General features: G+C 72.2%; 20 protein-coding genes. 4 read left to right on the top strand and 16 right to left on the bottom strand.

The features are described from left to right. Positions 1-44 precede the first annotated feature (44 nt). The 9 genes from rodA to FXF65_RS31795 all read right to left on the bottom strand — a co-directional run bounded on the left by rodA (position 45) and on the right by FXF65_RS31795 (position 10,393). Positions 45-1,229 carry a rod shape-determining protein RodA gene (rodA, locus tag FXF65_RS31835; protein WP_148353733.1) on the bottom strand — a complete coding sequence of 395 codons (1,185 nt, stop codon included), beginning with the start codon at positions 1,227-1,229 and terminating at the stop codon, positions 45-47. Continuing rightward, a complete protein-coding gene (gene mrdA / locus FXF65_RS31830) occupies positions 1,226-3,301 on the bottom strand; it encodes a penicillin-binding protein 2 (RefSeq protein ID WP_148353732.1) in 2,076 nt (691 codons plus the stop codon). The genes rodA and mrdA overlap by 4 nt, the downstream gene beginning before the upstream one ends. Next, positions 3,298-3,897 (bottom strand): rod shape-determining protein MreD, encoded by a 600-nt coding sequence (mreD, locus tag FXF65_RS31825; RefSeq protein WP_148353731.1) that lies wholly within the window; start codon positions 3,895-3,897, stop codon positions 3,298-3,300. Before mreD ends, mrdA begins: the two co-directional genes overlap by 4 nt. A gap of 1 nt (position 3,898) precedes the next feature. Further along, entirely contained in the window at positions 3,899-4,903 is a 1,005-nt protein-coding gene (mreC, locus tag FXF65_RS31820; RefSeq protein WP_148353730.1) for a rod shape-determining protein MreC, read from the bottom strand. 36 nt (positions 4,904-4,939) lie between these two features. Continuing rightward, positions 4,940-5,974, bottom strand: a complete 1,035-nt coding sequence (locus FXF65_RS31815) for a rod shape-determining protein (protein WP_067794123.1) — start codon at positions 5,972-5,974, stop codon at positions 4,940-4,942. A gap of 524 nt (positions 5,975-6,498) precedes the next feature. After that, on the bottom strand, positions 6,499-6,903 hold the full coding sequence (gene ndk / locus FXF65_RS31810) for a nucleoside-diphosphate kinase (RefSeq protein ID WP_148353729.1): 405 nt from the start codon (positions 6,901-6,903) through the stop codon (positions 6,499-6,501). A gap of 46 nt (positions 6,904-6,949) precedes the next feature. Next, positions 6,950-8,425, bottom strand: coding sequence for a hypothetical protein (locus FXF65_RS31805; protein ID WP_148353728.1), 1,476 nt, complete (start codon positions 8,423-8,425; stop codon positions 6,950-6,952). Between the two features lie 193 nt (positions 8,426-8,618). Beyond that, positions 8,619-8,975 carry a DUF4233 domain-containing protein gene (locus tag FXF65_RS31800; RefSeq protein WP_148353727.1) on the bottom strand — a complete coding sequence of 119 codons (357 nt, stop codon included), beginning with the start codon at positions 8,973-8,975 and terminating at the stop codon, positions 8,619-8,621. Beyond that, positions 8,972-10,393 carry a bifunctional folylpolyglutamate synthase/dihydrofolate synthase gene (locus FXF65_RS31795; RefSeq protein ID WP_378230956.1) on the bottom strand — a complete coding sequence of 474 codons (1,422 nt, stop codon included), beginning with the start codon at positions 10,391-10,393 and terminating at the stop codon, positions 8,972-8,974. The genes FXF65_RS31800 and FXF65_RS31795 overlap by 4 nt, the downstream gene beginning before the upstream one ends. 55 nt (positions 10,394-10,448) lie before the next feature. On the opposite strand from FXF65_RS31795, the gene FXF65_RS31790 reads away from it, so the two are divergent. After that, complete coding sequence (locus tag FXF65_RS31790) at positions 10,449-11,651, top strand: folylpolyglutamate synthase/dihydrofolate synthase family protein (protein ID WP_148353725.1); 1,203 nt, start codon at positions 10,449-10,451, stop codon at positions 11,649-11,651. Here FXF65_RS31790 and FXF65_RS31785 read toward each other — a convergent pair. Next, complete coding sequence (locus FXF65_RS31785; RefSeq protein WP_148353724.1) at positions 11,623-12,546, bottom strand: hypothetical protein; 924 nt, start codon at positions 12,544-12,546, stop codon at positions 11,623-11,625. The two genes, FXF65_RS31790 and FXF65_RS31785, sit on opposite strands and share 29 nt — an antisense overlap. A gap of 139 nt (positions 12,547-12,685) precedes the next feature. After that, positions 12,686-15,307, bottom strand: a complete 2,622-nt coding sequence (locus FXF65_RS31780) for a valine--tRNA ligase (RefSeq protein ID WP_148353723.1) — start codon at positions 15,305-15,307, stop codon at positions 12,686-12,688. A gap of 169 nt (positions 15,308-15,476) precedes the next feature. Between FXF65_RS31780 and FXF65_RS31775 the strand changes: the two genes are divergently transcribed. Beyond that, on the top strand, positions 15,477-16,274 hold the full coding sequence (locus FXF65_RS31775) for a sensor histidine kinase (RefSeq protein ID WP_148353722.1): 798 nt from the start codon (positions 15,477-15,479) through the stop codon (positions 16,272-16,274). Continuing rightward, positions 16,275-16,928 (top strand): response regulator transcription factor, encoded by a 654-nt coding sequence (locus tag FXF65_RS31770; protein WP_067903948.1) that lies wholly within the window; start codon positions 16,275-16,277, stop codon positions 16,926-16,928. Between the two features lie 9 nt (positions 16,929-16,937). On the opposite strand, the gene FXF65_RS31765 is transcribed toward FXF65_RS31770, so the two are convergent. From FXF65_RS31765 to tig, 5 genes are all read right to left on the bottom strand, one after another. Beyond that, positions 16,938-17,387 carry a VOC family protein gene (locus tag FXF65_RS31765; protein ID WP_148353721.1) on the bottom strand — a complete coding sequence of 150 codons (450 nt, stop codon included), beginning with the start codon at positions 17,385-17,387 and terminating at the stop codon, positions 16,938-16,940. 409 nt (positions 17,388-17,796) lie between these two features. Beyond that, positions 17,797-19,071, bottom strand: a complete 1,275-nt coding sequence (gene clpX, locus FXF65_RS31760; RefSeq protein ID WP_148353720.1) for an ATP-dependent Clp protease ATP-binding subunit ClpX — start codon at positions 19,069-19,071, stop codon at positions 17,797-17,799. Between the two features lie 173 nt (positions 19,072-19,244). Continuing rightward, positions 19,245-19,871, bottom strand: coding sequence for an ATP-dependent Clp protease proteolytic subunit (locus tag FXF65_RS31755; protein WP_148353797.1), 627 nt, complete (start codon positions 19,869-19,871; stop codon positions 19,245-19,247). 97 nt (positions 19,872-19,968) lie between these two features. Further along, positions 19,969-20,601 (bottom strand): ClpP family protease, encoded by a 633-nt coding sequence (locus tag FXF65_RS31750; RefSeq protein ID WP_148353796.1) that lies wholly within the window; start codon positions 20,599-20,601, stop codon positions 19,969-19,971. Between the two features lie 281 nt (positions 20,602-20,882). Next, positions 20,883-22,379 carry a trigger factor gene (gene tig, locus FXF65_RS31745; protein ID WP_148353719.1) on the bottom strand — a complete coding sequence of 499 codons (1,497 nt, stop codon included), beginning with the start codon at positions 22,377-22,379 and terminating at the stop codon, positions 20,883-20,885. Positions 22,380-22,688: 309 nt separating this feature from the next. Here tig and FXF65_RS31740 point away from each other — a divergent pair, with 309 nt between their 5' ends. Further along, complete coding sequence (locus FXF65_RS31740; protein ID WP_148353718.1) at positions 22,689-23,810, top strand: DMT family transporter; 1,122 nt, start codon at positions 22,689-22,691, stop codon at positions 23,808-23,810. Positions 23,811-23,813: the final 3 nt, after the last annotated feature.

The following is a 23,813-nucleotide window of genomic DNA, read 5'->3' as shown; positions in this document are numbered from 1 at the left end:
GTGGGATGAACGGTCAGTCTACCGGCGCCCCGCCCTTCCTCCGCTCAGTCGAACGGGCGCCGCCGTACATGGACCGCCTGCAGCAGCCCGAAGGCGATCATGTTGGCGAAGGTGGCGGAGCCGCCGTAGGACACGAACGGCAGCGGCAGCCCGGTGATCGGCATGATCCCGATGGTCATCCCGACGTTCTCGAACGTCTGGAACCCCAGCCAGCACACCACGCCGGTGGCGACCAGCGTCCCGAACAGGTCGGCCGCCTGCGTCGCGATGCGCAGGCCCCGCCACAGCACGACGCCGAGCAGGGCGATGATCACGGCGGCGCCGACGAAGCCGAGCTCCTCCCCCGCGACCGTGAACACGAAGTCGGTCTGCTGCTCGGGGACGAAGTGCCCGCCCGTCTGCTGGCCGTGGAACAGGCCCTTGCCGAGCGCGCCGCCGGAGCCGATCGCGATGCGGGCCTGCTGGGCGTTGTAGCCCGCGCCGCGCGGGTCGGCGTTCGGGTCGAGGAACGCGGTGAACCGGTCGATCTGGTAGTCCTTCAGCAGGCCGAAGAACCAGACGGCGAAGGCCGCGGCGGTGCCGCCGCCGACCAGGCCGACGAGCCAGCGCTTCTGCGCGCCGGAGATCGCCAGCATGCCGAGCACGACCGCGATGAACACGAGCGTGGTGCCGAGGTCGGGCTGGAGCATGATCAGGACGCCGGGCACCCCGGCCAGCACGAGCGCGAGCAGCACGTCGCGGCGGCCCGGGCCGATCTCCCCGTCCCGCGGCTCGCCGAGGATCATGGCGAGCAGCACGACGAGGCCGACCTTCGCGAACTCCGACGGCTGCACCTGGAAGCCGCCGCCGATCACGATCCACGAGTGCGAGCCGTTGATCGTCTGGCCGAGCGGGGTCAGCACGGCGAGCAGCCCCACGCACGCCGCCCCGTACAGGATCGGGACGTACGCGCGCAGCAGCCGGTAGTCGAGGACGGTCACGACCCCGCCGAGCAGGAACCCGATGACGAGGTTCAGGATGTGCCGCTTGAGGAAGCCCTCGGGGTCCTTGCCCTGGTCGGTGAGGAGCTGGTACGTCGCCGACCTGACCAGCAGGGCGCCGATGACCGACAGCGCGACGACGACGAGGAACAGCGTCCAGTCGAGCCGCCGCAGCCCGGCGACGCGGCTGCGCCAGCCGCGCCGGACGGCGTAGCCCTCGACCGTCCCGACGCCGGAGCCGGTGATCATTCGGCGGCTCCCTCACCGGTGATCTTCGGTAGCTCGGCGGGCAGCCGGCCGTCCTTCAGGATGGGCTTCTTGTGGCCGTTCAACCCGTACATGGCCTCCCAGATCTCCCGGACGGCCGGCGCCGCCGTGGACGCGCCCGTCCCGCCCTGCGAGACCATCGCGACCACCGCGAACCGCGGCTTCTTCAGCGGTCCGAACGAGGCGAACCAGGAGGTGTCGTCCTTGCCGTAGACCTCCGCGGTGCCGGTCTTGCCGCCGACGTCCACGGTCTTGAAGTCGAACCCGCCGAACGTGCCGGCCGCGGTGCCGTCCTTGGTGACGTCGCCGAGCGAGTCGCGGATGTACTTGAGCACCTTGGCGTCGACCGGGAGCCGCCCGGCGGGCGGCGCGCCGAGGCGGCGCTCGACCGTGCCGTCCGGGCGCATCACGGCGACGCCGAGCCGCGGCGTCACCATCCGGCCGCCGTTGGCGACCGCCGAGTACGCGCGGACGAGCTGCAGCGGCGTCACCAGCACGTCGCCCTGCCCGACGGAGAAGTTGGCCGCGTCACCGGGCCGCCACACGAACCCCTCGGTGCAGTTCTCGGTCGCGACGGCCTTGAGGTAGGCGGCGCGCGCCGGGTCGGTCTTCGCGAGCTGCGGGTAGCCCTGCTTGGCGCCCTTGCAGTTCGCCTCCTTGGTGTCCTCCCAGAAGCTCTTCTTCCAGCCCCGGTCGGGGATGCGGCCCATGCTCTCGCTCGGCAGGTCGATCCCGGTGCGGGTGCCGAAGCCGAAGTTGCGGGCCATCTTCACCATCGGGTCGGACGGGTTCTTGCGCGGCTTCATCCCGCCGTCGCGCTGCCACTCCTGGTAGGCGAACCGGTAGAAGATCGTGTCGCAGGACTTGACCAGCGCGGTGTGCAGGTTCATCGGGCCGTAGCCCTGGCCCTCGAAGTTGCGGAACGCGCGATTGCCGACGTTGTACGAGCCCGGGCAGTCGTAGGTGCCGTGCAGGCTGTTCCCGTCCTTCACCGCGGCGGACACCGAGGAGATCTTGAACGTGGAGCCGGGCGCGAACTGCCCCTGGGTGACCCGCGAGATCAGCGGCTCGCCCTTCTTCTTGCCGAGCAGCGCGTCGTACTCGTCCTGGGAGATGCCGCCCGTCCAGATGCTCGGGTCGTAGGTCGGGTAGCTGGCCATCGCGACCAGGTTGCCGGTCTGCACGTCCATGACGACGGCGGCGCCCGCGTCGGCCGGGTGGCCCGCCTTGCGCGCGCCCTCGACGGCGTGCTGGAGGGCCTTCTCCGCGGCGCCCTGCACCCCGGCGTCGATGCTGGTGACGATGTGGGAGCCCGCGACGGGCGGCTGCTCCGCCGCGGTGCCGGTGACACGTCCCTGGCTGTCGACGAGCACCTTGCGGAAGCCGGGCTCGCCGCGCAGCGCGGTGTCGTATTGCGCTTCGAGGCCGGCGCGTCCGACCAGGTCGACGCCGCTGTACCCGGTGACCTTCAGGCCGGTGCGCCTGTCGAGCTCCTCCTGCGTGACGGGCTGCAGGTAGCCGAGCACCTGCGCGGCGCTCGCGCCCTCCGGGTTCGGGTAGTCGCGGACCGCCTGGACCTGCGCGGTGACGCCGGGGAAGTCCTCCTGGCGCTCCATGATCTGCAACGCGCGCTTCGGGTCGACGTGGTCCTCGACGGGGATCGGCTGGTAGGGCGAGCCGGGCCAGCACGGGCGCTTGATGCCGGGGCCGCAGAGCCGGATCCGCTTGGTGATCTCGTCCTGGCTCACGCCGAGGACGCCCGCCAGCCGCTTGACGATCGACTTGCCGCCGTCCTTCTGCCGGGACAGGGTCGTCCGGTCGACGGACACGACGAGCGCGCTCGTGTTGCGGACGAGGGGCCGGCCCCGGTCGTCCAGGATCATGCCGCGGACGGCGGGCACGACGATGTCGCGGGTGCGGTTCTGCGCGGCGATCCCCTGGTAGTGCTCCCCTTCGAGGACCTGCAGCGACCACAGGCGCCCGACCAGGACGAGCAGCAGCGCACCGACCAGCACGTACAGGACGACGAGTCGGAAATGGGTACGCGGGTTCACAGCGTCCCGCCCCGCCCCGACATCGCGCGGTAGCGGGCGGCGGGGACCGCGAGGCCGTCCCCGCGGGTTCGCTCGCCGCGTTCGTACCGGCGGGTGGCCCGCAGCACGGCCCACACGACGAACGGGCTGGCGATGACGTCGTACAGCACCTGCGGCGGGACCATCCGCGACACCGACGCCCACTCGGCGCGCGGGTCGCCGAGGATCATGCCCGTCACCGCGTAGAGGACGGTCCCGGCGAGGGCCCCGGCGGCGACGGCGAAGAACGGCACGACGGACTGCCGGTCCATCTCGGCGGTCGCGACCCCGCACAGGTAGCCGATCAGGCAGTAGACGAGGGCGTACCGGCCGATGGTGTGGTCGGCGGGCGGGACGATGTCGGCGGCGAGCCCGGCGAGGAACCCGGCGACCATGCCCGTCATCGACCCGGCGACGAGCGCCAGCGCGACGACGGCGAGCAGCACCAGGTCGGGTTGGACGCCGCCGGGCAGCGGCAGCCGGTTCGCGACCGACACCTGCAGGATCAACGTCACGACGATCACCACGGCGGCCACCGCGGCGCGCCCGGCGGGCGACGCCTCGGGCGGGTTCAGCACGTCAGTCTCCCCGGCTCGGTCTCGTGAACGGGCTCTTCGTTCCGCTCGGCCGCGCCTCCGGCCGCTTGCCCCGCGTCGGGGTGGCGGACGGGTGCGCGGACGGGCTCGTGGACGGCGCGGGGGGCGGCGGCTTCGGCGGGAGCAGCGCGTCCCGCGGGTCCTGCTTCGGCGGCGCGACGACGACGGCGACGACGTCCAGGCTGGTGAACCGGACGAACGGCCGGACGTAGGCGGTGCGGGTGAGGCCCCCGGCGGAGCGGTCGATGCGCTCGACGACGCCGATCGGGACGCCCGGCACGTACGGCCGCTGGCCCTGCGATCCGAGCGTCACGATCCGCTGGCCGACGGCGATCGGCGCGGTCGCGTCCAGGAGCTGGAAGCGCAGCGGCGTGCCGCCGCCCCCGCCGAAGCCGCGGCGGCCGCGGCCCTGCACGATCCCGATCTCCTTGGACGCTTCGAGCCGCGACCCGATCGAGGACGTCTGGTCGGTGGCGAGCAGCACGGTCGCCGTCGCGGGCCCGACGCGGGTGACGCGGCCGACGAGCCCGTCGGCGCTCATCACGGTCATGTCGCGGGTGACGCCGCCGCGGCTGCCGACGTCGATGGTGACGGTGTCCTCGAAGCCCTGCCCCGCGGAGATGACCTGCGCGGCGAGGACCTTGTAGCCGCCCGTCCCGGCGGTGCCGAGCATCCGCTGCAGCTGGGCGGACCTGTCCTTGTCGAGGCTCAGCGCGCGGAGCTGCTCGCGGAGCCGCTGGTTCTGCCGTTCGAGCCGGTCCGCGCGGCGCCGCTCGCCGGGCGCGTCGGTGATCGAGTCGAACGTGTCGCCGACCGGCCGGACGACCGCCGCCGACACGCGCTCGACCGGGCCGAACACGGTGGCGCCGACGTCGCGCAGGCCGCGCAGCGGCGAGTCGTCGCCGCCGCGGTAGTCAATGGTGATCATCGCGAGGGCCACGACGAGCAGCGCGCCGAGGACGACGCGGGTGCGCCGGGTGTCCTTCACCCACCGACCTCCCGTTTCTCAGTCAGTCCGGGGGTATCAGTGACGCGGCTCCGGCACGAGCACCTGCCGGAGGGACTCGAAGTCCTCGACGCACTTGCCGGTGCCGAGCACCACCGAGTCGAGCGGGTTGTCCACCAGGTGGATGGGCATCCCGGTCTCCTCGCGGAGGCGCTCGTCGAGGTTCTTCAGCAGCGCGCCGCCGCCGGTGAGGGCGATCCCGCGGTCCATGATGTCGCCGGACAGCTCGGGCGGGCACTTGTCGAGCGTGGTCTTCACCGCGTCCACCACGGCGTTGACCGGCTCCTCGATGGCCCGCCGGACCTCCTCGGCGGAGATCACCACGGTCTTCGGCAGCCCGCTGACGAGGTCGCGCCCGCGGATCTCCGCGTGCGGCTCCTCGTCCCCACCCGGATAGGCGGAGCCGATCGCCATCTTGATCTCCTCGGCGGTCCGTTCCCCGAGCATCAGGGAGTATTCCTTCTTCGAGAAGGAGATGACCGCCTGGTCGAGCTCGTCGCCGCCGACGCGGACGGACTGGCTCGTGACGATCCCGCCGAGCGAGATGATCGCGACCTCGGTGGTGCCGCCGCCGATGTCGACCACCATGTTGCCGGTCGGCTCGTAGACGGGCAGCCCGGCGCCGATCGCGGCGGCCATGGGCTCCTCGATGATGTACACGCGGCGGGCGCCGGCCTGGTAGCCGGCCTCCTTCACCGCGCGCTGCTCGACGCCGGTGATCCCGCTCGGCACGGCGACGACGATGCGCGGCTTGGCGAAGTGCCGCCGCTTGTGCACCTTCTGGATGAAGTACCGCAGCATCCGCTCGGTGACGTCGAAGTCGGCGATGACGCCGTCCTTGAGCGGGCGGACGGCGACGATGTTGCCCGGCGTGCGGCCGATCATCCGCTTCGCCTCGATGCCCACGGCGACGATCTTCCCGGTGTTGGTGTTGATCGCCACGACGGACGGTTCGTTGAGGACGATCCCGCGCCCGCGCACGTAAACCAGAGTGTTGGCGGTTCCGAGATCGACCGCCATGTCACGGCCAAGAAACGACAGCTTGTTACCCATGAAGAAAGGGAGCCCTTCATGATTGATGGGCGTGTATAGCGGCGCGTCCATCGTAACGTGCGGCCGCGTCCGCGGGCAGTCACCCCGCCGTCGCGCGTCCCCCAAAAAACGAGTGTTGACCAGCGCCTGTTCCCCAAACCTAGGTCACGGATCTTGCCCGTGCCAAGACCACGCGCCAGATTGTGACCCCAATCCGCCCGAGAAATTGGACCGCCCTAACCCAAGGTTCGAACCGCCCCCCACACCACGGCCGAACCACACCCCGCGCAACAGTTCGGCCCAGAACCGAGCCTCGGCCGAACCCCACCCCACACCACACCCGAAGCCCAGCCCGCACCACGGCCGAACCTCAACCGGCGCAACGCTCGAACCTGAGCCGGGGCCACGGTTCGTGCGGCCGGAGGCGCCCCAGCGCCGGAGGCCGCACGAACCGCCGCACGGCGGACCGTTTCCCGAGAAGCGAACGCGAATCGGGAAACGGCCCGCCGTGCGCAACGGGGGTTCCAGGGGGTCGCCCCCCTGGGCTAACTGGGGAAGAAGAGCTTGATCTCCCGCTCCGCCGAGTAGGTCGAGTCGGAGCCGTGGACGATGTTCTCGCCGATCTCCAGGGCGAAGTCGCCGCGGATGGTGCCGGGGGTGGCGCTGACCGGGTCGGTGGCACCGGCGAGCGCGCGGAACGCCTCGATGGCGCGGGGGCCCTCGACGACCATGGCGACGAGCGGGCCGCCGGTGATGAACTCGACCAGCTCGCCGAAGAACGGCTTGCTCGCGTGCTCCTCGTAGTGGGCCTCGGCGGTGTCGCGAGAAAGGGTGCGGAGCTCCAGCGCGACGAGCTTCAGGCCCTTGCGCTCGATGCGGGCGATGACCTCGCCGATGACGCCGCGGCGGACGCCGTCGGGCTTGACAAGGACCAGGGTGCGCTCGGACACGGGTGGCTCTCCTCGAAGACTTTCGGATTCATGCGGCGCGCGAATCCTACCGGGCGCGGGACGTTGCGACGGACCTGCCGGGCACTGCGGCGGCGACGGCGGCGAGCAGGACGGCGGCGGCCGCGGCGACGACGAGCCAGCCGTGGTAGCCGTCGAGCAGCGCGTGCGCCCGCTCCGCGTCGGAGGCGGGCCGCAGCCGTTCCAGCCGCGCCGCCTGCAGGGACAGCACGATCAGCTGCCCGGTGAGCACGGCGGGGAAGCAGAGCGAGAGGCCGAAGAGGGCGGCGCCGACGCCGGCGTCCCGCAGCGACGCGGCGAGGGCGCCGCCCGCGCCCGCGCCGAGCAGGACGAGCGGCCCGAGCAGCGTCCAGCGGTCGTGGACGTCGGCGGTGAGGCCGAGCGGGACGGCCGCGGCGACGAGGCAGCAGCCGGCGCGGACGGCGCGGCGCGCGGGGACGCGGGTGGAGCCGAGCGCCGCGAGCACGGCGGCGACGGCGGCGGCGCCGAACGGGAGGAGCGGGGCGGCGGCGTCGCGCCCGTGGGCGTCGGCGGCGAGTCCGGCGAGCGGGCCCGCGACGGGGTGGCAGAGCATCCCGGCGGCGATCATGACGACGGCGCAGCCGAACGGGCTGCCCGCGGTGGCGTCGCGGCGGGCGGTGAGGGCGAGGCCGAGCAGCGCGGTCAGGGCGAGCCCGGCGACGACGAGCCGCGCGCCGGGCGACCACGCGTGCGCGGCGACGACGGCGAGGAACGCGAAGCCCGCCGCCGGGGCGAACGGGAGCAGCAGCTGCCCGCGCTCGGCGAGCCGGGCGGCGGGCAGGACGGACGGCCCGCGCCCGCGCAGCACCAGGTGGACGGCGGCGGCGACGGCGGCGGCGAGGGCGGGCCACGGGTAGGGGGCGAGGGCGTCCCGCCAGTCGCGGGAGACGTCCCCCGGCGGGACGGCCCGCAGCGCCAGCGGCATCGCGATGATCAGCATGCCCGCGAGCACGCCCGCCCAGAGCGCGGCGAGGGCCCGGCTGCGGCGCTCCCACACGAGGACGAGCGACGCGGGCAGGACGATCCCCGCGCCCGCGCCCTGCGCGGCGCGGACCGTCCCGGCGAGCGCGACCGAGTCGGCGAGCCGGGCCGTCCCGAGCCCGGCGAGCAGGACGGCGAGCCCGGTCGCGAGCACGCCCAGCGCGGGGAACCGGCGCGCGGCGACGGCGCCGAGCGGGACGGCGACGAGCAGCGCGGGCAGGGACAGACCGGTGGCGCGCAGCAGCGCGGGGACGCCGCCGTCGCCGAGGCCGAGGGCGTGCGCGGCGGCGGGGACGACGTCGCCCGCCGCGTCCGGGACGACGAGGACGGCCGCGGGCGGCGCGGTCAGGGTCAGCAGCACCGCGCCGAGCGTGCCGAGCCGGTGCCGCGCCCGCCGCTCGGGCCGCGCCCCCGGAGACCACTGGACGGGACGGGCGCGGCCGGACACGGGCCCGCCGGTGCGCGATGACAGCGCGTGCAGAGACAGCGCGTGCAGAGACACGGCCCGCTCCTTCGCAGGGTCGTCATCCGCCGGACGCGCATTCCGGAAAGTGAAGTATGTCGGAATTGCGAAATAGATCGGAAATAGCCACACATGGCGGACGAGATCGTATTTTCATCCGGCATTGACCGGCCGCCCCGCATCGCTCAAGCGATCGGCGGCGAATAAGGACCGGCGTACCGTCCCGGCGAATTTAGCGCGGCCGGACGCTCTCCGCCTTGCGTCCCATCCAAATGGCCGTCCCCCAGAGCGCCCCGAACAGGACGCCGAGGAAGAACATGGCCGGGACCATGAACCCGGTCGCGACGATCAGCACCTGGAGGACGGTCCCCACCGCGACCGCCCACCGGAACCGCAGCAGCCCCGCGAGCAGCAGGCACGCGACGGCCAGCCCGCCGCAGACGCCGCCGGCGGTCGCGCCGTCGACGTCCAGCACCGACACCGCCACCGGGATCGCCAGCGCGATCACGATGGCCTCGCACCCCAGCACCGTGGCGAGCAGCCGCCGAGCCGGATTCGGCGCCGCGGTCCGCCGTCCCGTGGTCGTCATCGCCCCTCCTCGACCCGGAGCAAGGTGCGGGCGTCTCCGGCGGTGACCACCGAGCCGGTGATCAGGACTCCGGCGCCGCGGTACTCGCCGGTCTCCTCGGCGAGGCCGATGGCCCGGTCGATCGCGTCGTCCAGCCGGTCCGCGACGTGCACCCGCTCGGGGCCGAAGATGCTCTCGGCGATCTCGGCCAGCTCCTCCGGCGGCATCGAGCGCGGCGAGGAGTTGCGGGTGACGACCAGCTCCTCCACCACGGGTTCGAGCTGGTCGAGGACGCCCGCGACGTCCTTGTCGGACGCGATCGCGAGGACCCCGGCGAGCCGGGTGAAGCCGAACGACTCGGTGACCGTGTTGACGGTCGCGGCCATCCCGGCGGGGTTGTGCGCGGCGTCCAGCAGGACGGTCGGGCTGGTCCGCGCGACCTCGAGGCGGCCGGGCGACGCCGACTTCGCGAACCCGCTGCGCACCAGCGCCGGGTCGAGCTGCCCCTCCTCGCCGCCGAGAAAGGACTCGCCGGGCGCGATGCGGGTCGCGGCCTCCAGGTTGTGCTCGCCCCTGGTCGGCGCGCCACTGGCGAACGCCTCCACGGCGGCGAGGGCCGTCGCGGCGTTGCTCGCCTGGTGGTCGCCGAACAGCGGCAGGAAGATCTCGTCGTACACGCCGTGCAGGCCCTGGAGGCGGAGCTGCTGCCCGCCGACCGCGACGTCCCGGCTGAGCACGCCGTACTCGATGCCCTCGCGGGCGACGGCCGCGCCGGTCTCGGCGACCCGCCGGAGCAGCACCTCGGCCGCCTCGACGGGCTGCTGGGCCAGCACCGCGACCGATCCGGGCTTGATGATCCCGGCCTTCTCCCCCGCGATCTCCTCCAGCGTGTCGCCGAGGTAGCGGGTGTGGTCGAGGCCGATCGGGGTGATCACGGCGACGGCGCCGTCCGCGACGTTGGTCGCGTCCCAGACGCCGCCCATCCCCGCCTCGACGACCGCGACGTCGACCGGGGCGTCCGCGAACGCCGCGTACGCCATCGCCGTCAGCACCTCGAAGAACGACAGCTCCACCGGGTGCTTGCCGTCGACGAGCTGGACGTAGGGCAGGACGTCCTCGAACGCGGCGGCGAAGCCGTCCTCGCTGATCGGCTCCCCGTCGATCGCGATCCGCTCCCGCAGGGTGGTCAGCTCCGGGCTGGTGTACAGGCCCGTGCGCAGCCCGCGCTCGCGCAGCAGCGCCTCGACGAGCCGGGCCGTGCTGGACTTGCCGTTGGTCCCGGCGATGTGGATCACCGGGTAGGCGCGTTGCGGCTCCCCGAGGACGTCGAGCAGGTCGCGGACGCGGTCGAGGGTCGGATCGATCTCCCACTCGACTCCGCGGGCCATGATCGCGCCGATGGCGCGCCGGTAGCCGGACGGCTCGCTCAGCTGACTCACGGCCACGAGCCTACTCGGGGATCGACCGCGCCCCGGACGCCCCCACACTGGAGGCATGGACGTCTTCTACCGGGAATGGGAGCGGCGGTCCCCCGGCGAGACCCGCGACCTCTCCCGCTCCCGCGCCCTCGCGGACGCGCTCGGCCTGCTGAACCCCGGTGTCCCGGTCCTGGTGGTCGTCGGCTCCAAGGGGAAGGGGACGGCGGCCACCTACGCCTCCGCCTACCTCGCGGCGGCCGGGCTGCGCGTGTGCACGGTCACGAGCCCGGGGCTGCGCAGCGACCGCGACCGGATCAGGGTGGACGGGCGCGCCCTGTCCGCCGCCGAGCTGGCCGCGCTGCGGGACGTCCTCGAAGAGGCGATCGCCGCGCTGCCGCCCCGCTCGCACGGCTACCTGGCGCCGACCGGGCTCTTCACCCTCTCCGGCGTCCGCCACGCGCGGGAGGTGGACGCGGACGCGATCGTCCTGGAGGCGGGGATGGGCGGACGCTCCGACGAGGTGTCCCTGTTCAGCCCCGACGTCGCCGCGATCACGCCGATCTTCCTGGAGCACGCCCACATCCTCGGCGATACCCCGGCGCAGATCGCCAAGGAGAAGGCCGGGGTGGCCGGGCCCGGCACGGTCGTGGTGTCCGCGCCGCAGTCCGCCGAGGTCTCCGAGGCGCTCGGGGACGTCCAGCGCATGCGGCCGGGCGACTCCGGCCTCCCGCTCGGGCTGCTCCCCGCCGGTCTCGGCCGGACGAACGCCGAACTCGGCGTCGTCGCCGCCCGCCGCCTCCCCGGGATCGCCGAGCCCCCGCCCGAGACGCTGCGGGACGTGCTGGCGTCGATCGTCCTGCCGGGACGGCTGTCCTGGCACGACGTCCCCGGAACCGCGACGCGGCTGCTCGTCGACTCCGCCGTCGACCGGACCGGGGTGGCCGCGGCGCTCGCCGCGGCGCGCCGCGCCTGGGACGAGATCGACCACGTCGTCGTCTGCCTCCCCGACCACAAGGACCTGGACGGCGCCATCGCCGAGCTCGAAGGGCTGCCCGTGACGTTCGCCCGGCTGCCGTGGCCGCGGCTGGGCTTCACCCGCCCGCTGCCGCCCGCCTGGGACGTCGTCGACGCGGCGGACGTCACCCGCGAGTCCCTCGCCGCGCTCGGCCGCCGCGTCGTCGTCCTCGGCACCGTCTACTTCACCGGGCACGTCCTCGGCGCGGTGGACGCCTCGACCGAGCGGCTGTTCGTCACCGCCGCCGTTCGACGTCCTTTCTGATCCGCCGCATCACGTCGGCCATCAGGGTGAACTCCGGGTTCGCCGACGGGACGTTCGACGCGACGATGCCGTAGGAGTCGACGGTCGCCCACGCGCAGTACGTGTGCGTCTGCGCCAGGACGGCGAACGTGCCGCACACGGCCCGGCCGCCCATCGGGCCGGGCTCGGCGTCCTGCCCGGCGATGAACGTCGTCGGCTGCGCCTTCTGGAGGAAGTCCGCGGGGTTGCCGACCCGGCCCGTCCCGCCGACGAACAGGACGTTGACCGGCCGCACCGGCTCCTCGCTGTAGACGGCCTGGCCGCGCTTGGCCGCCGGGACGCCGCCGGCCTCGACCGCGCCCGCGACGAACGGGTACGCGGCGCTCGCCGGGGGCCCGACGAGGCCGTCGCGGTGCAGGCCGCCCGCCGTCCCGCCCGCCTCGATCACCCTCTTGGACGCGGGAAGGCCGGCGACGCGGGCGTTCTGCCCACCGCCGCCGTCGGACCGGACGGCCAGCACGCCCGCCACGACCACCACGCCCGCGACCAGCAGGCCGCCAAGGGCCAGCAGCAGGCGCGGCCCGCGCCGCAGCCCGGCGGCCGGGCCCGGCATCGGCGGCAGCGGGCCCGTGCCGTTCGGCAGCGCGGGGAACGCGCCTGATCCGTCCGCGACGACCGGGTGGCCGCCCGTCGCGTTGCCGACGATCGGGTGGCCGCCCGTCCCGCCGTTGATCACGATCTGCGGGCCGGTGCCGTCCGGGACGACCTGGAACTGCCCCGAACCGCCCGGGAGGATCTGCGGGCCGGTGCCGGGCTCGACCGTCCACCAGGGGCGCGAACCGCCCCAGGGGCCCTGCTCGCCGTCCGGGCCGCCCGCCTCCTCGTCCTCGGCCCGCCGGGGGTCGTCACCGGACACCGGGTCCGGCCTGTCGGACCGAGGTGGTGATTCGGCCATTGCACTCCCGATGGTTCATGTGCCGCAAAGCCCGGCAAGCCCACCCGGATCGTAGACCGCACCGGGCCGCCGCGCCGACGGTTCCGCCCGCTCGCCCGGCTCAGCCCGCGGGCAGCGCGGCCAACTGCGACTCAAGGCGCTTGATGTCCGCCTCGGCCTGCGCCAGCCGGTCGCGGTTCTTGGCGACGACCGCCTCCGGGGCCTTCGCCATGAACGCCTCGTTGCCGAGCTTGCGGCTCGTCTGGTCGACCTCCTTGCGGGCGGCGGCGAGGTCCTTCTCCAGCCGCTTCCGCTCGGCCGCGACGTCGATCGCCCCGGCCGTGTCGAGCCGCACCGCGACGCCCTCCACCGGCAGCGACGCGGTCGCCGCGAACCCCTCGCCGGGGACGGTCAGCCGCAGCAGCGACCGCACGCCCTCCTCGTGCGCGGCGAGCGGCGAGCCGCCCCACTCCAGTGCCGCCGCGACCTTCTGGCCCGGCTTGAGGCCCTGGTCGGCGCGGAACCGGCGGACCTCGGTGACGAGCCGCTGCAGCGACTCCACCACGGCCTCCGCCGCGCTGTCGGCGCGGCCCGGCTCGGCGGTCGGCCACGGCGCGGTGACGATCGTCGCGCCGCCTGTCAGGGACGTCCACAGCTCCTCGGTGACGAACGGGATCACCGGGTGCAGCAGCCGCAGCAGCTTGTCGAGCACCTCGCCGAGGACGCGCCGCGTCGCCTCCGCCCGCTCGTCGGCGAGCTGCACCTTGGCCAGCTCGACGTACCAGTCGCAGACCTCGTCCCACGCGAAGTGGTAGAGCGCCTCGCACGCCTTCGCGAAGTCGTAGCCCTCCAGGTGCTCGTCGACCTCCGCGACGACCGACTGGAGCCGCGACAGGATCCAGGCGTCCACGGTCGACACCGCGGTGGGCATCTCGCCGCGGACGTGCGCGCCGTTGATGAGCGCGAACCGCGTCGCGTTCCACAGCTTGTTGCAGAAGTTGCGCGAGCCCTGCGCCCACTGCTCGGCGACCGGGACGTCCCCGCCCGGGTTCGCGCCGCGCAGCAGCGTGAAGCGGGTCGCGTCGGCGCCGTACTCGTCGATCCAGTCGAGCGGGTCGATGACGTTCCCGAACGACTTGGACATCTTCTTGCCGAACTGGTCGCGGACCATCCCGTGCAGGGCGATCGTGCCGAACGGCTGGACGCCGTCCATCGCGTACAGCCCGAACATCATCATCCTGGCGACCCAGAAGAACAGGATGTCGTACCCGGTGACCAGCACGGACGTCGGGTAGAAGCGCTTCAGGTCGGGTGTCTCGTCCGGCCAGCCGAGCGTCGAGAACGGCCACAGCGCGGACGAGAACCACGTGTCGAGGACGTCGGTGTCCTGCGTCCACCCGGCGGGCGGCTCCTCGTCCGGGCCGGGGCAGACGACGTCGCCGTCCGGCCCGTACCAGACCGGGATGCGGTGCCCCCACCAGAGCTGCCGGCTGATGCACCAGTCGTGCATGTTGTCGACCCACTCGAAGTAGCGGGACGCCATCTCCGGCGGGTGGATCTTCACGCGGCCGTCGCGGACGGCGTCGCCCGCGGCCCGCGCCAGCGACTCGACCTTCACGAACCACTGCAGCGACACGCGCGGCTCGACGACCGTCGCGCAGCGCTGGCAGTGCCCCACCGAGTGCGCGTACGGACGGATCTCCTTGACGATCCGGCCCTGCTCGCGCAGCGCGGCGACGACCGCCGGGCGCGCCTCGAACCGGTCGAGGCCCTCGAACGGGCCGGACGCGGTGACGACGCCGCGCTCGTCCATGACCGACAGGGACGGCAGCGAGTGGCGGCGCCCGATCTCGAAGTCGTTGGGGTCGTGCGCGGGCGTCACCTTGACGGCGCCCGTCCCGAACCCGGGGTCGACGTGCTCGTCCGCGACGACCGGGATGCGGCGGCCGGTCAGCGGCAGCTCGATCTCGCGTCCGACCAGGTGCGCGTAGCGGGCGTCCTCCGGGTGGACGGCGACGGCGGTGTCGCCGAGCATCGTCTCCGCCCGCGTGGTCGCGACGACGATCTCGTCGTCGCCCGACCCGTACCGGATCGAGACGAGCTCGCCGTCGACGTCCTCGTGCTCGACCTCGATGTCGGACAGCGCGGTCAGGCAGCGCGGGCACCAGTTGATGATGCGCTCGGCGCGGTAGATGAGGCCGTCGTCGAACAGCCGCTTGAAGATGGTGCGGACGGCGCGGGCGCGGTCGTCGTCCATCGTGAACGCCTCGCGCGTCCAGTCGACGCCGTCGCCGAGCCGCCGCATCTGGCCGAGGATCCGGCCGCCGGACTCCGCCTTCCACTGCCAGACCCGCTCGAGGAACGCCTCGCGGCCGAGGTCGTGCCGGGACACGCCCTCCTTCGCGAGCTCGCGCTCGACGACGTTCTGGGTGGCGATGCCCGCGTGGTCCATGCCCGGGACCCACACTGCCTCGTAGCCCTGCATCCGCCGCCGCCGGATCAGCGTGTCCTGGATGGAGTGGTCGAGGGCGTGGCCCATGTGCAGCGAGCCCGTCACGTTCGGCGGCGGGATCACGATGGAGTAGGCGGGACGCTCCGGCGCCCCCTCCGGGTCGGCGGTGAACAGCCCCTCCGATACCCACCGCTCGTAGAGCCGGCCCTCGACGTCGGCCGGTCGGTACTGGGTGGGCAGGTCGACGTCCGCTGCGGCCCCCTGGCCGCGCTCAGTGCTGGGCTGTGTCACGGCTGACGATTCTACGGGGACCCGGGAGGTGGCGGCGCCTCCGCCGTCCCGCCCGGGGGGACGCGGGTTCCCGCCGCGGTCGGGACACAGGTCACCTGACACCGGGTCGCCCCGCCGGAAAGGGTTGCGGGGAACACCCGAAACGGCGGCGCGGGAGGAGGGGGATGGGATGCGAGCGGCACTGGCACGCGCTGCCGTGCTGGCCGGCGCGTTCACCGCGGGGGCCGTGGCGGCACGTGCCGCGACCATCCCCCACCTCCGCCGCCTCACGTCCGACCTGCAGCGTTCCCGGGAACGGATCCTCGCGAGCCGCGAGGAGGAGCGCCGCCGGCTGCGGCACGACCTGCACGACGGGCTCGGCCCGACGCTCGCCAGCCTCGCCATGTCGCTGGACGCCGCGCGCATCACCCTCGCCTGCGAGCCGGAGCGCACGGACCCGCTGCTCGCCGACGTGCGCAACCGGCTCGCGTCGGCGGTCGGCGAGATCCGCGAGCTGGCGCACGGCCTCCGCCCGCCCGCGCTGGACGACCTCGGCCTCGTCGCGGCGATCGAGTCGTTCGCCGACGGCTGCTGCGAGCGGGTGGACGTCCGGTTCGACGGCGAGCACCTGGAGCTGCCCGCCGCCGTCGAGGTCGCGGCGTACCGCATCGCGCAGGAGGCGCTGACGAACGTCCGGCTGCACGCCCGGGACAGCACGGCGACCGTCCGGCTGCACCGGGACGTCGAGCTGCACCTGATGGTCGCCGACACCGGGCCCGGCCTCCCGGACGCCGCCCGCAACGGCGGCCAGCCCCGGCCGCGGCGCGGCATGGCGGCGATGAAGGAGTGGGCGGCGGAGATCGGCGGAAGCTGCGCCATCACGTCCAGGACGGGCGGCGGAACGGTCGTCACCGCACATCTTCCACTCACCCCGGCGGAGGTCGCCGCCGGGTACGATCGTCCCTTCACGGGGAAGGGACGGGCGTAGATGACGGAGATCATCCGTGTCCTCATCGCCGACGACCACCCGGTGTTCCGGCAAGGCCTGAAGGGGCTGCTGCAGGCGCTGGGCGTGGAGGTCGCGGGCGAGGCGGAGAACGGTCCGGAGGCGGTGAAGCTCGCCGCCGACCTGCAGCCCGACGTCGTCGTCATGGATCTGCACATGCCGGGCGGCAACGGCATCGAGGCCACCCGGACGATCACCCGGACCAGCCCGCGGATAGGCGTCCTCGTCCTCACGATGTTCCGCGACGACGACTCGGTGTTCGCGGCGATGCGCGCGGGCGCCCGCGGCTACCTGCTGAAGGAGTCCGGCGCCGAGGAGATCGCCCGCGCGGTGAAGGCGGTCGCCGCGGGCGAGGCGATCTACGGACCGGAGATCGCCCGCCGCGTCCTCACCTACTTCACCGACATGCCCGACCCGAGGCGGGCCGCGTTCCCCGAGCTCACCGACCGGGAGCGGGAGGTCCTCGAACTGATCGCGCAGGGCCGCAGCAACTCCGAGATCGCCGGGACGCTGTTCCTCAGCCAGAAGACCGTCCGCAACCACGTGTCGAACATCTTCATGAAGCTGCACGTCGCGGACCGCGCCCAGGCCATCGTCGTGGCCCGCGAGGCGGGCCTCGGCGAGTCCCGCGGCTGACCTTCGGCCTTAACCGGACGGCGCGGGCAGCCGCGGCTCCCGGTATGCCGATGGCGTCCCGTCCGGCCCGAACTCGAGTCCCGCGAATCCCCGCGGGTAGGTGTCGGGCTCGTACAGGAACCGGAGCACGGTGCCGTCGGGGTCGGGCACGTCCAACGCGGCCCCGTAGGGCCCCCGGTGCTGGACGTCGCCGTGGGAGAAGCCGAGGCTCTGGCACCGCCCGATGATGATGTTGAGCGCGTCGGCCGACTCGACCTTCAACGCCACGACCTCGGCCCCGGAGAGATCCCCGGCGCAGTACCGCCGATCCCGCAACGAGACGTGCAGGTCGGCCTCGGGTTCCCATAACACGACCCCGCGCACGGCCCCGTCCTCGAAGAACTCGAACACGGGCACGAGATCGAGCAACCGCCGATACCACTCCGTACTGGCCACCAGATCCGACACCGGAACCTTCACCTGTCGAATCTTCGCAATACCAACGCCCATCCCCCCACGATCCCACGCCCCCCACCCCACCGATCGGAATTCAAGACAAGAAATGATCATGGGACCGCTCCATCAAGCCCGCGCCGACCCGCCCCCAAGACCACCACCCGGCTCAAGCGCCCACGACAACAGCCCCAAGACCGCAACCGACAGGAGGACGTGAGAAGCCCCACATCCTGTAACCAAATCACCCACGGCACCCCGGGGGTCGCCGGGGTTAGGAAGCGGAAGCCCCCACTTCCCGCAACCGAATCACCGACCGCAACCGGCAGGGGGGGGCGTGGGGGGCGGAGCCCCCCACATCGGGGGTCCGGGGGTCGCCCCCCGGGTCAACACGAAGTCCGCGCGAAGGCGAGCGCCCTCCGCGAGCACACGTCCCCTAAGCGGACTTCTCCCGCGGCTCGCGCTTCGGCCGGTCGCGTGGGACGAGGGTCGGGTTGACGTGCTCCAGGACGGCCTCGCGGGTGATCACGACGCGGGCGACGTCCTGGCGGCTCGGGACCTCGTACATCACGGAGAGGAGGACCTCCTCCATGATGGCGCGCAGGCCGCGGGCGCCGGTGCCGCGCAGGATCGCCTGGTCGGCGATGGCCTCCAGGGCGTCGTCGGTGAACTCCAGGTCGACGCCGTCGAGCTCGAACAGCCGGTGGTACTGGCGGACGAGCGCGTTCTTCGGCTCGGTGAGGATGTTGATCAGGGCTTCGCGGTCCAGGTTGTGGACGGACGTGATCGACGGGAGCCGGCCGATGAACTCCGGGATCATGCCGAACTTGAGCAGGTCCTCGGGCATGACGTCACCGAGCACGGCGGAGCCGTCCTCGAAGTCGGACTTGGAGCGGATCTGCGCGCCGAAGCCCATGCCCTGCTTGCCGACCCGGGACTCGACGATCTTCTCGAGACCGGCGAACGCGCCGCCGCAGATGAACAGCACGTTCGTGGTGTCGATCTGGATGAACTCCTGGTGCGGGTGCTTGCGGCCGCCCTGCGGCGGGACGCTCGCGGTGGTCCCCTCCAGAATCTTCAGCAGCGCCTGCTGGACGCCCTCGCCCGAGACGTCCCGGGTGATCGACGGGTTCTCGCTCTTGCGGGCGATCTTGTCGACCTCGTCGATGTAGATGATCCCGGTCTCGGCCTTCTTGACGTCGTAGTCGGCGGCCTGGATCAGCTTGAGGAGGATGTTCTCGACATCCTCGCCGACGTAGCCCGCCTCCGTCAGGGCCGTGGCGTCCGCGATGGCGAACGGCACGTTGAGGAGCTTGGCGAGCGTCTGCGCGAGCAGCGTCTTCCCGGATCCGGTGGGGCCGAGCAGCAGGATGTTCGACTTGCCCAGCTCGACCGCGTCGTCGCGGCCGGTGTCACCGGACTGGATGCGCTTGTAGTGGTTGTAGACGGCGACGGACAGCGCCTTCTTCGCCGTCTCCTGCCCGATCACGTAGGAGTCGAGGAACTCGTAGATCTCCCGCGGCTTGGGCAGGTTGTCCCACTTGAGGTCGGAGGTCTCGGAGAGCTCCTCCTCGATGATCTCGTTGCAGAGATCGATGCACTCGTCGCAGATGTACACGCCCGGACCCGCGATGAGCTTCTTGACCTGCTTCTGGCTCTTCCCGCAGAACGAGCACTTGAGCAGGTCACCACCGTCGCCGATGCGTGCCACCCAACTGTCTCCTTTTCGTGGGGCCGTCCGCTGTGGAGAATGCGGCGCAGCTCGGTTGCGTCCCGAAGGCTCTCGACGTTGGATTCGACGTTACCGCCTCCAACGGGGTTGGAAAGCCCCTCGCCCGGAAGTGTGACGCCCGGGCTGGGGGTCTCCCACGTCCTCGTGTCGTCTCAGGACGACACTACCTCGGCCTTGCGCTTCCTGCTGGCGAAGACGTCGTCGATGAGACCGTAGTCCTTCGCCTCGTCCGCCGTGAGGATCTTGTCGCGCTCGATGTCCTTGCGGACCTGGTCGATGCCCTTGCCGCTGTGCTCGGCCAGGATGCTCTCCAGCAGCTCCCGGATGCGCAGGATCTCGCGCGCCTGGATCTCGATGTCGCTGGACTGGCCGTAGGTGCCCTCGGTCGCGGGCTGGTGGATCAGGATCCGCGAGTTGGGCAGCGCGGCCCGCTTGCCGGGCGTCCCGGCAGCGAGCAGCACCGCGGCGGCGGACGCGGCCTGGCCGATGCAGACCGTCTGGATGTCGGGCTTGACGAACTGCATCGTGTCGTAGATGGCCGTCATCGCCGTGAACGAGCCGCCGGGCGAGTTGATGTAGATGCTGATGTCGCGGTCGGGGTCGATCGACTCCAACGTGATCAGCTGCGCCATCACGTCGTTGGCGGACGCGTCGTCGATCTGCACGCCGAGGAAGATGATGCGCTCCTCGAACAGCTTGTTGTACGGGTTCATCTCCTTGACCCCGTACGTGGTGCGCTCGACGAACGACGGGATGATGTACCGGTTGTCGACCGGCATCGGAGAGCCGCCCGCGTGGACGCCGGGACGGACCAGATCACTGAAGCCGGGGCGGTAGAGGTCGCTCACTGTGTGCCTCCGAAATGTAGTGAGGTCGTCAGGAGACGGGGCCCTCGGAGGGCACCTGGGTTGCGCTGAGCACCACGTGGTCGACGAACCCGTAGTCCTTGGCCTCGTCGGCGGTGAACCAGCGGTCGCGGTCGGAGTCGCGCTCGATCTGGTCGAGCTCCTGTCCGGTGTGCTCGGCGATCTTCTCGGCGAGCGTGCGCTTGACGTACAGCATCTGCTCGGCCTGGATCTTGATGTCGGAGGCGGTGCCGCCGATGCCGCCGGAAGGCTGGTGCATCATGATGCGCGCGTGCGGCAGGGCGTAGCGCTTGCCGTGCGTCCCCGCGCACAGCAGGAACTGGCCCATCGACGCGGCGAGGCCCATGCCGACCGTGACGATGTCGTTCGGGACGTACCGCATGATGTCGTAGATCGCCATGCCGGCGGTGACGGAGCCACCTGGCGAGTTGATGTAGAGCGTTATGTCGCGGCGCCCGTCTTCGGCCGACAGCAGCAGCAGCTCGGCGCAGATGCGGTTGGCGATGTCGTCGTCGACCTGCTGGCCGAGGAAGACGATCCGCTCGCGCAGCAGCCGCTGGAAGAGCTGGTCGCCGAGCGGCAACAGGGGCGCTTCGGCGACCCGCGCCTGGATCCGCGACGTCTCGTCGAAAGTCGGAGGCATGCTCACCGGGTGTTCCTCCGGTCCTTTTAATCGGTTCGGATGATTGGACATTAACGCGCGCACGGGCCCGCTTAAGCCCGTGAGGCCGCCTTTTCGCCAGGGGCGTACCCGGGCGCCACCGGGCGTGTCACGGAATACGCGAGACCCTCGCGAACGCGGCATACCCGGAGAGGGCGCGTCCCACCCGGACGGGACCCGTATACAGCGGACGCCCCGCACCCTGGCGGGGGTGCGGGGCGTCCTGCTGGCGCCCGATGCCGCGGAAGACCGCGGGGGGCGGCTCAGGACTCCTTGGTCTCGGCGTCCTTCTCGTCCTTCTCGTCGACGGCCTCGGCGTCGGCCTTCGCCTCGGGGGCGGCCTCCGCCGTCTCCTCGGCCGTCTCCGGGGCGTCCTCGGCGTCGGCGTCCTCAGCCTGCTCAGCCTGCTCAGCCTGCTCAGCCTGCTCGGTCTCACCGTTCAGCTCGCGCTGGACGGCCTCGACGTCGATGACGTTGCCCGACTCGTCCTTCACGGTGACGTGCTCGACGACGAGGTTCAGCGCCTTGCTGCGCAGCACCTCCGACACGATCGCCGGGATCTGGTTGTTCTGCGTGAGGTACTCGGCGAGCTGCTGCGGCTGCACGCCCATCTGCATGGCCTGCGTGAAGACGTACTCCGACAGCTCCTCGTTCTCGACGCCCAGCTCCTCCTGGACGGCGAGCTGGTCGAGGACGAAGCCGCCCTTCACCGCGAGCCGCGCCGCGTCGGCGACGTCGTTGTCGAACTCCTCCTCGGACTTCTCCTCGTCCTTGAGGTAGTCCTCCTTGGACATGCCCGCCATCTGGAGCTGCTGTTCGAGCTGCTGGTTGCGGCGGCTGATCTCCTCGTCCACGACCTTCTCGGGCAGCGGGACGTCGATCTTCTCGAGCAGCGCCTCAAGGGCCTTGTCGCGCGCCTCGGAAAGCTGCTGCATCCTCACCTGGCGGCCGAGCCGGGTGCGGACGTCCTCGCGCAGCTCGTCGATCGTGTCGAACTCGCTCGCGAGCTGGGCGAACTCGTCGTCCAGGTCGGGCAGGTTCTTGATCTTGACGCTCTGCACGGTGACGGTGATCTCGGCCTCCTCGCCGGCGCGCTCGCCGCCGACCAGGGTGCCGGTGAAGGTCTTGTCCTCGCCCGCGGCGAGACCGGTCAGCGCCTCGTCCAGGCCCTCGACGGCGGAGCCGCTGCCGACCTCGTAGGAGAAGCCGGCGGTGGAGGCGTCCTCGACCTCTTCGCCGTCGACGCGCGCGACGAGGTCGATGGTGGCGAAGTCGCCCTCCTCGGCGGCGCGCTCGGCGGTGGTCAGCGACGCGAACCGCTCCCGCAGGTTGTCGATGGTCTCCTGGACCTGCTCGTCGGTCACCTCGGCGTCGTCGACGACGACCTCAAGGTCGTCGTAGTCGGGGACCTCGAACTTCGGACGGATGTCGACCTCGGCGGTGAAGGCGAACTGGGTGCCGTCCTCCAGCGCGGTCACCTCGACGTCGGGCTGCCCGAGCACGAAGATCTCGGTCTCCTCGACAGCGCGGCCGTACAGGTCGGGAAGCGCGTCGTTGACGGCCTCCTGCAGGACCGCCCCCCGGCCGACGTACTTGTCGATCAGCGGGGCGGGGACCTTGCCGGGCCGGAAGCCCTTGATCCGCACCTGCTGGGAGATCTCCTTGTACGCCTTGTCGAGGTTCGGCTTGAGCTCGTCGAACGGAACCTCGACGGTGAGCTTGACCCGCGTGGGGGTCAGCTCCTCGACATCGGTCTTCACTGGGGTCGGTCTCCTTGATCGGGCGCTGCTTCGGCCGCGGCGTCGACACGTGCTGTTCATGCTGCCTGCGAGGCCCTCGGCCTGCACGCGGACGGCCCTCGTCGGTCGGCCCGCCCGTGTCGTCCAACGGCCGGTCAGTCTCTCAGCGGCGCGGGCACGCCGAATACGGCTCCGCGCCTTCGCGCGGCCAAGTCTATGGGGTAGCGGCGCGGTGTGCGGACATCGGACGCCCGCGAAACCGGCGAATCAGCGTCAGCGATCCCGTACGGGCAGTGACATCACGCATGGGAAGGCCCATACTCGTCCGGGATGAACGGGATAGCCGCGGCCTTCAGTGCGACCGGTCTCTACTACCTCGGTTTCGCCGTCTTCAAGCTCGCGGCGGACCGGATGGCCCCGCTCCGGGGCAACCGCGTCCCGCACATGGCCTGGACGATCCTCACCAACTGGATCTTCCTGATCGCGCTCGCGTTCGTGCTCGGCGGGCTCGGCCTGCAGATCCTCGCGCTCGGCGGGCTGCCGCTGTCCACCGCCGTGCCGATCTTCATGTCCGGCGCGGTCCCGCTGCTGCTGATCGCGCTCGTGTTCTTCGGCGAGCGGCTGACGGCGCGCGAGTGGCTGAGCGTGGTGCTGATCGGCGGGGCGATCCTGCTGCTCACCGCCTCGCTGAGCGGGGACGAGCCGATCCGCTCGGCGGCCGCGCCGCTGTGGAAGATCGCGGTCGTGGTCGCCCCGGCGGTGCTGGTGCCGGTGCTGATCCTCGTCCTCGGCGACCACCGGCCGGACGGCCGGCACGCGCGCCCGGTGACGGGCATCGCCTACGGGCTGGGCTCGGGCTTCCCGGTCGGCACCGCGGAGCTGGCGATCAAGGGGTGGAGCGACGACCCGCACGCCACGAGCGTCCGGATCGCGGCGACGCCGTGGCCCTACCTGACGGTGGTCGCGGCGGCGATCGGGTTCGGGATCATGGTCATGGCGTTCCAGCGCTGCCGGGTGTCGGTCGTGGCGACCGTGATGACGGTGTCCGCGAAGACGTACCTGCTGACGATGGGGACGTTCATGTACGCCGAGCCGTGGCCGCAGGACGCGGCGCACTCCGCGATGCGGCTGGGCGCGCTCGTGCTGGGCGCGGTCGCGGTCGCGCAGTTCCCCCGGCACCGTCCGATCGCGGACGAGCCGCGCGGCGAGGCGTCCGACGGAACGCGGCCCGAAAGGGACCCGTTCGGCGGCGATCTCGCGGCTGTGCCGTCCGTCCTGGGCCTGGCCCGCGAGGCGGCGGACGAGCGGGACGGACGCCCGCCGCTGCCGCAGCCGCGCCGGCCGCTCGGGCAGGGGCCCTACGACCGGGCGGAGCCGCCGCGGCGTCCCGTCCAGCCGCGGTCGGCGACCGAGACCGGGTCGGACGGCCGCTGGCGCGGCTTTAGCGGCTGACGG

The organism is Actinomadura syzygii, from assembly GCF_008085905.1.
Lineage (GTDB): Bacteria > Actinomycetota > Actinomycetes > Streptosporangiales > Streptosporangiaceae > Spirillospora > Spirillospora syzygii.
The sequence above is the reverse complement of the archived record's forward strand: the minus strand, read 5'-3'. Positions and strand labels throughout refer to the sequence as shown.

Bases quoted from the DNA above. Each gene is read 5' to 3' on its own strand.
- rodA (WP_148353733.1), bottom strand. From the start codon at position 1,229: ATGATCACCGGCTCCGGCGTCGGGACGGTCGAGGGCTACGCCGTCCGG.
- FXF65_RS31815 (WP_067794123.1), bottom strand. From the start codon at position 5,974: ATGGGTAACAAGCTGTCGTTTCTTGGCCGTGACATGGCGGTCGATCTC.
- FXF65_RS31800 (WP_148353727.1), bottom strand. From the start codon at position 8,975: ATGACGACCACGGGACGGCGGACCGCGGCGCCGAATCCGGCTCGGCGG.
- FXF65_RS31790 (WP_148353725.1), top strand. From the start codon at position 10,449: ATGGACGTCTTCTACCGGGAATGGGAGCGGCGGTCCCCCGGCGAGACC.
- FXF65_RS31775 (WP_148353722.1), top strand. From the start codon at position 15,477: ATGCGAGCGGCACTGGCACGCGCTGCCGTGCTGGCCGGCGCGTTCACC.
- FXF65_RS31770 (WP_067903948.1), top strand. From the start codon at position 16,275: ATGACGGAGATCATCCGTGTCCTCATCGCCGACGACCACCCGGTGTTC.
- FXF65_RS31755 (WP_148353797.1), bottom strand. From the start codon at position 19,871: ATGCCGGTCGACAACCGGTACATCATCCCGTCGTTCGTCGAGCGCACC.
- FXF65_RS31750 (WP_148353796.1), bottom strand. From the start codon at position 20,601: ATGCCTCCGACTTTCGACGAGACGTCGCGGATCCAGGCGCGGGTCGCC.
- FXF65_RS31740 (WP_148353718.1), top strand. From the start codon at position 22,689: ATGAACGGGATAGCCGCGGCCTTCAGTGCGACCGGTCTCTACTACCTC.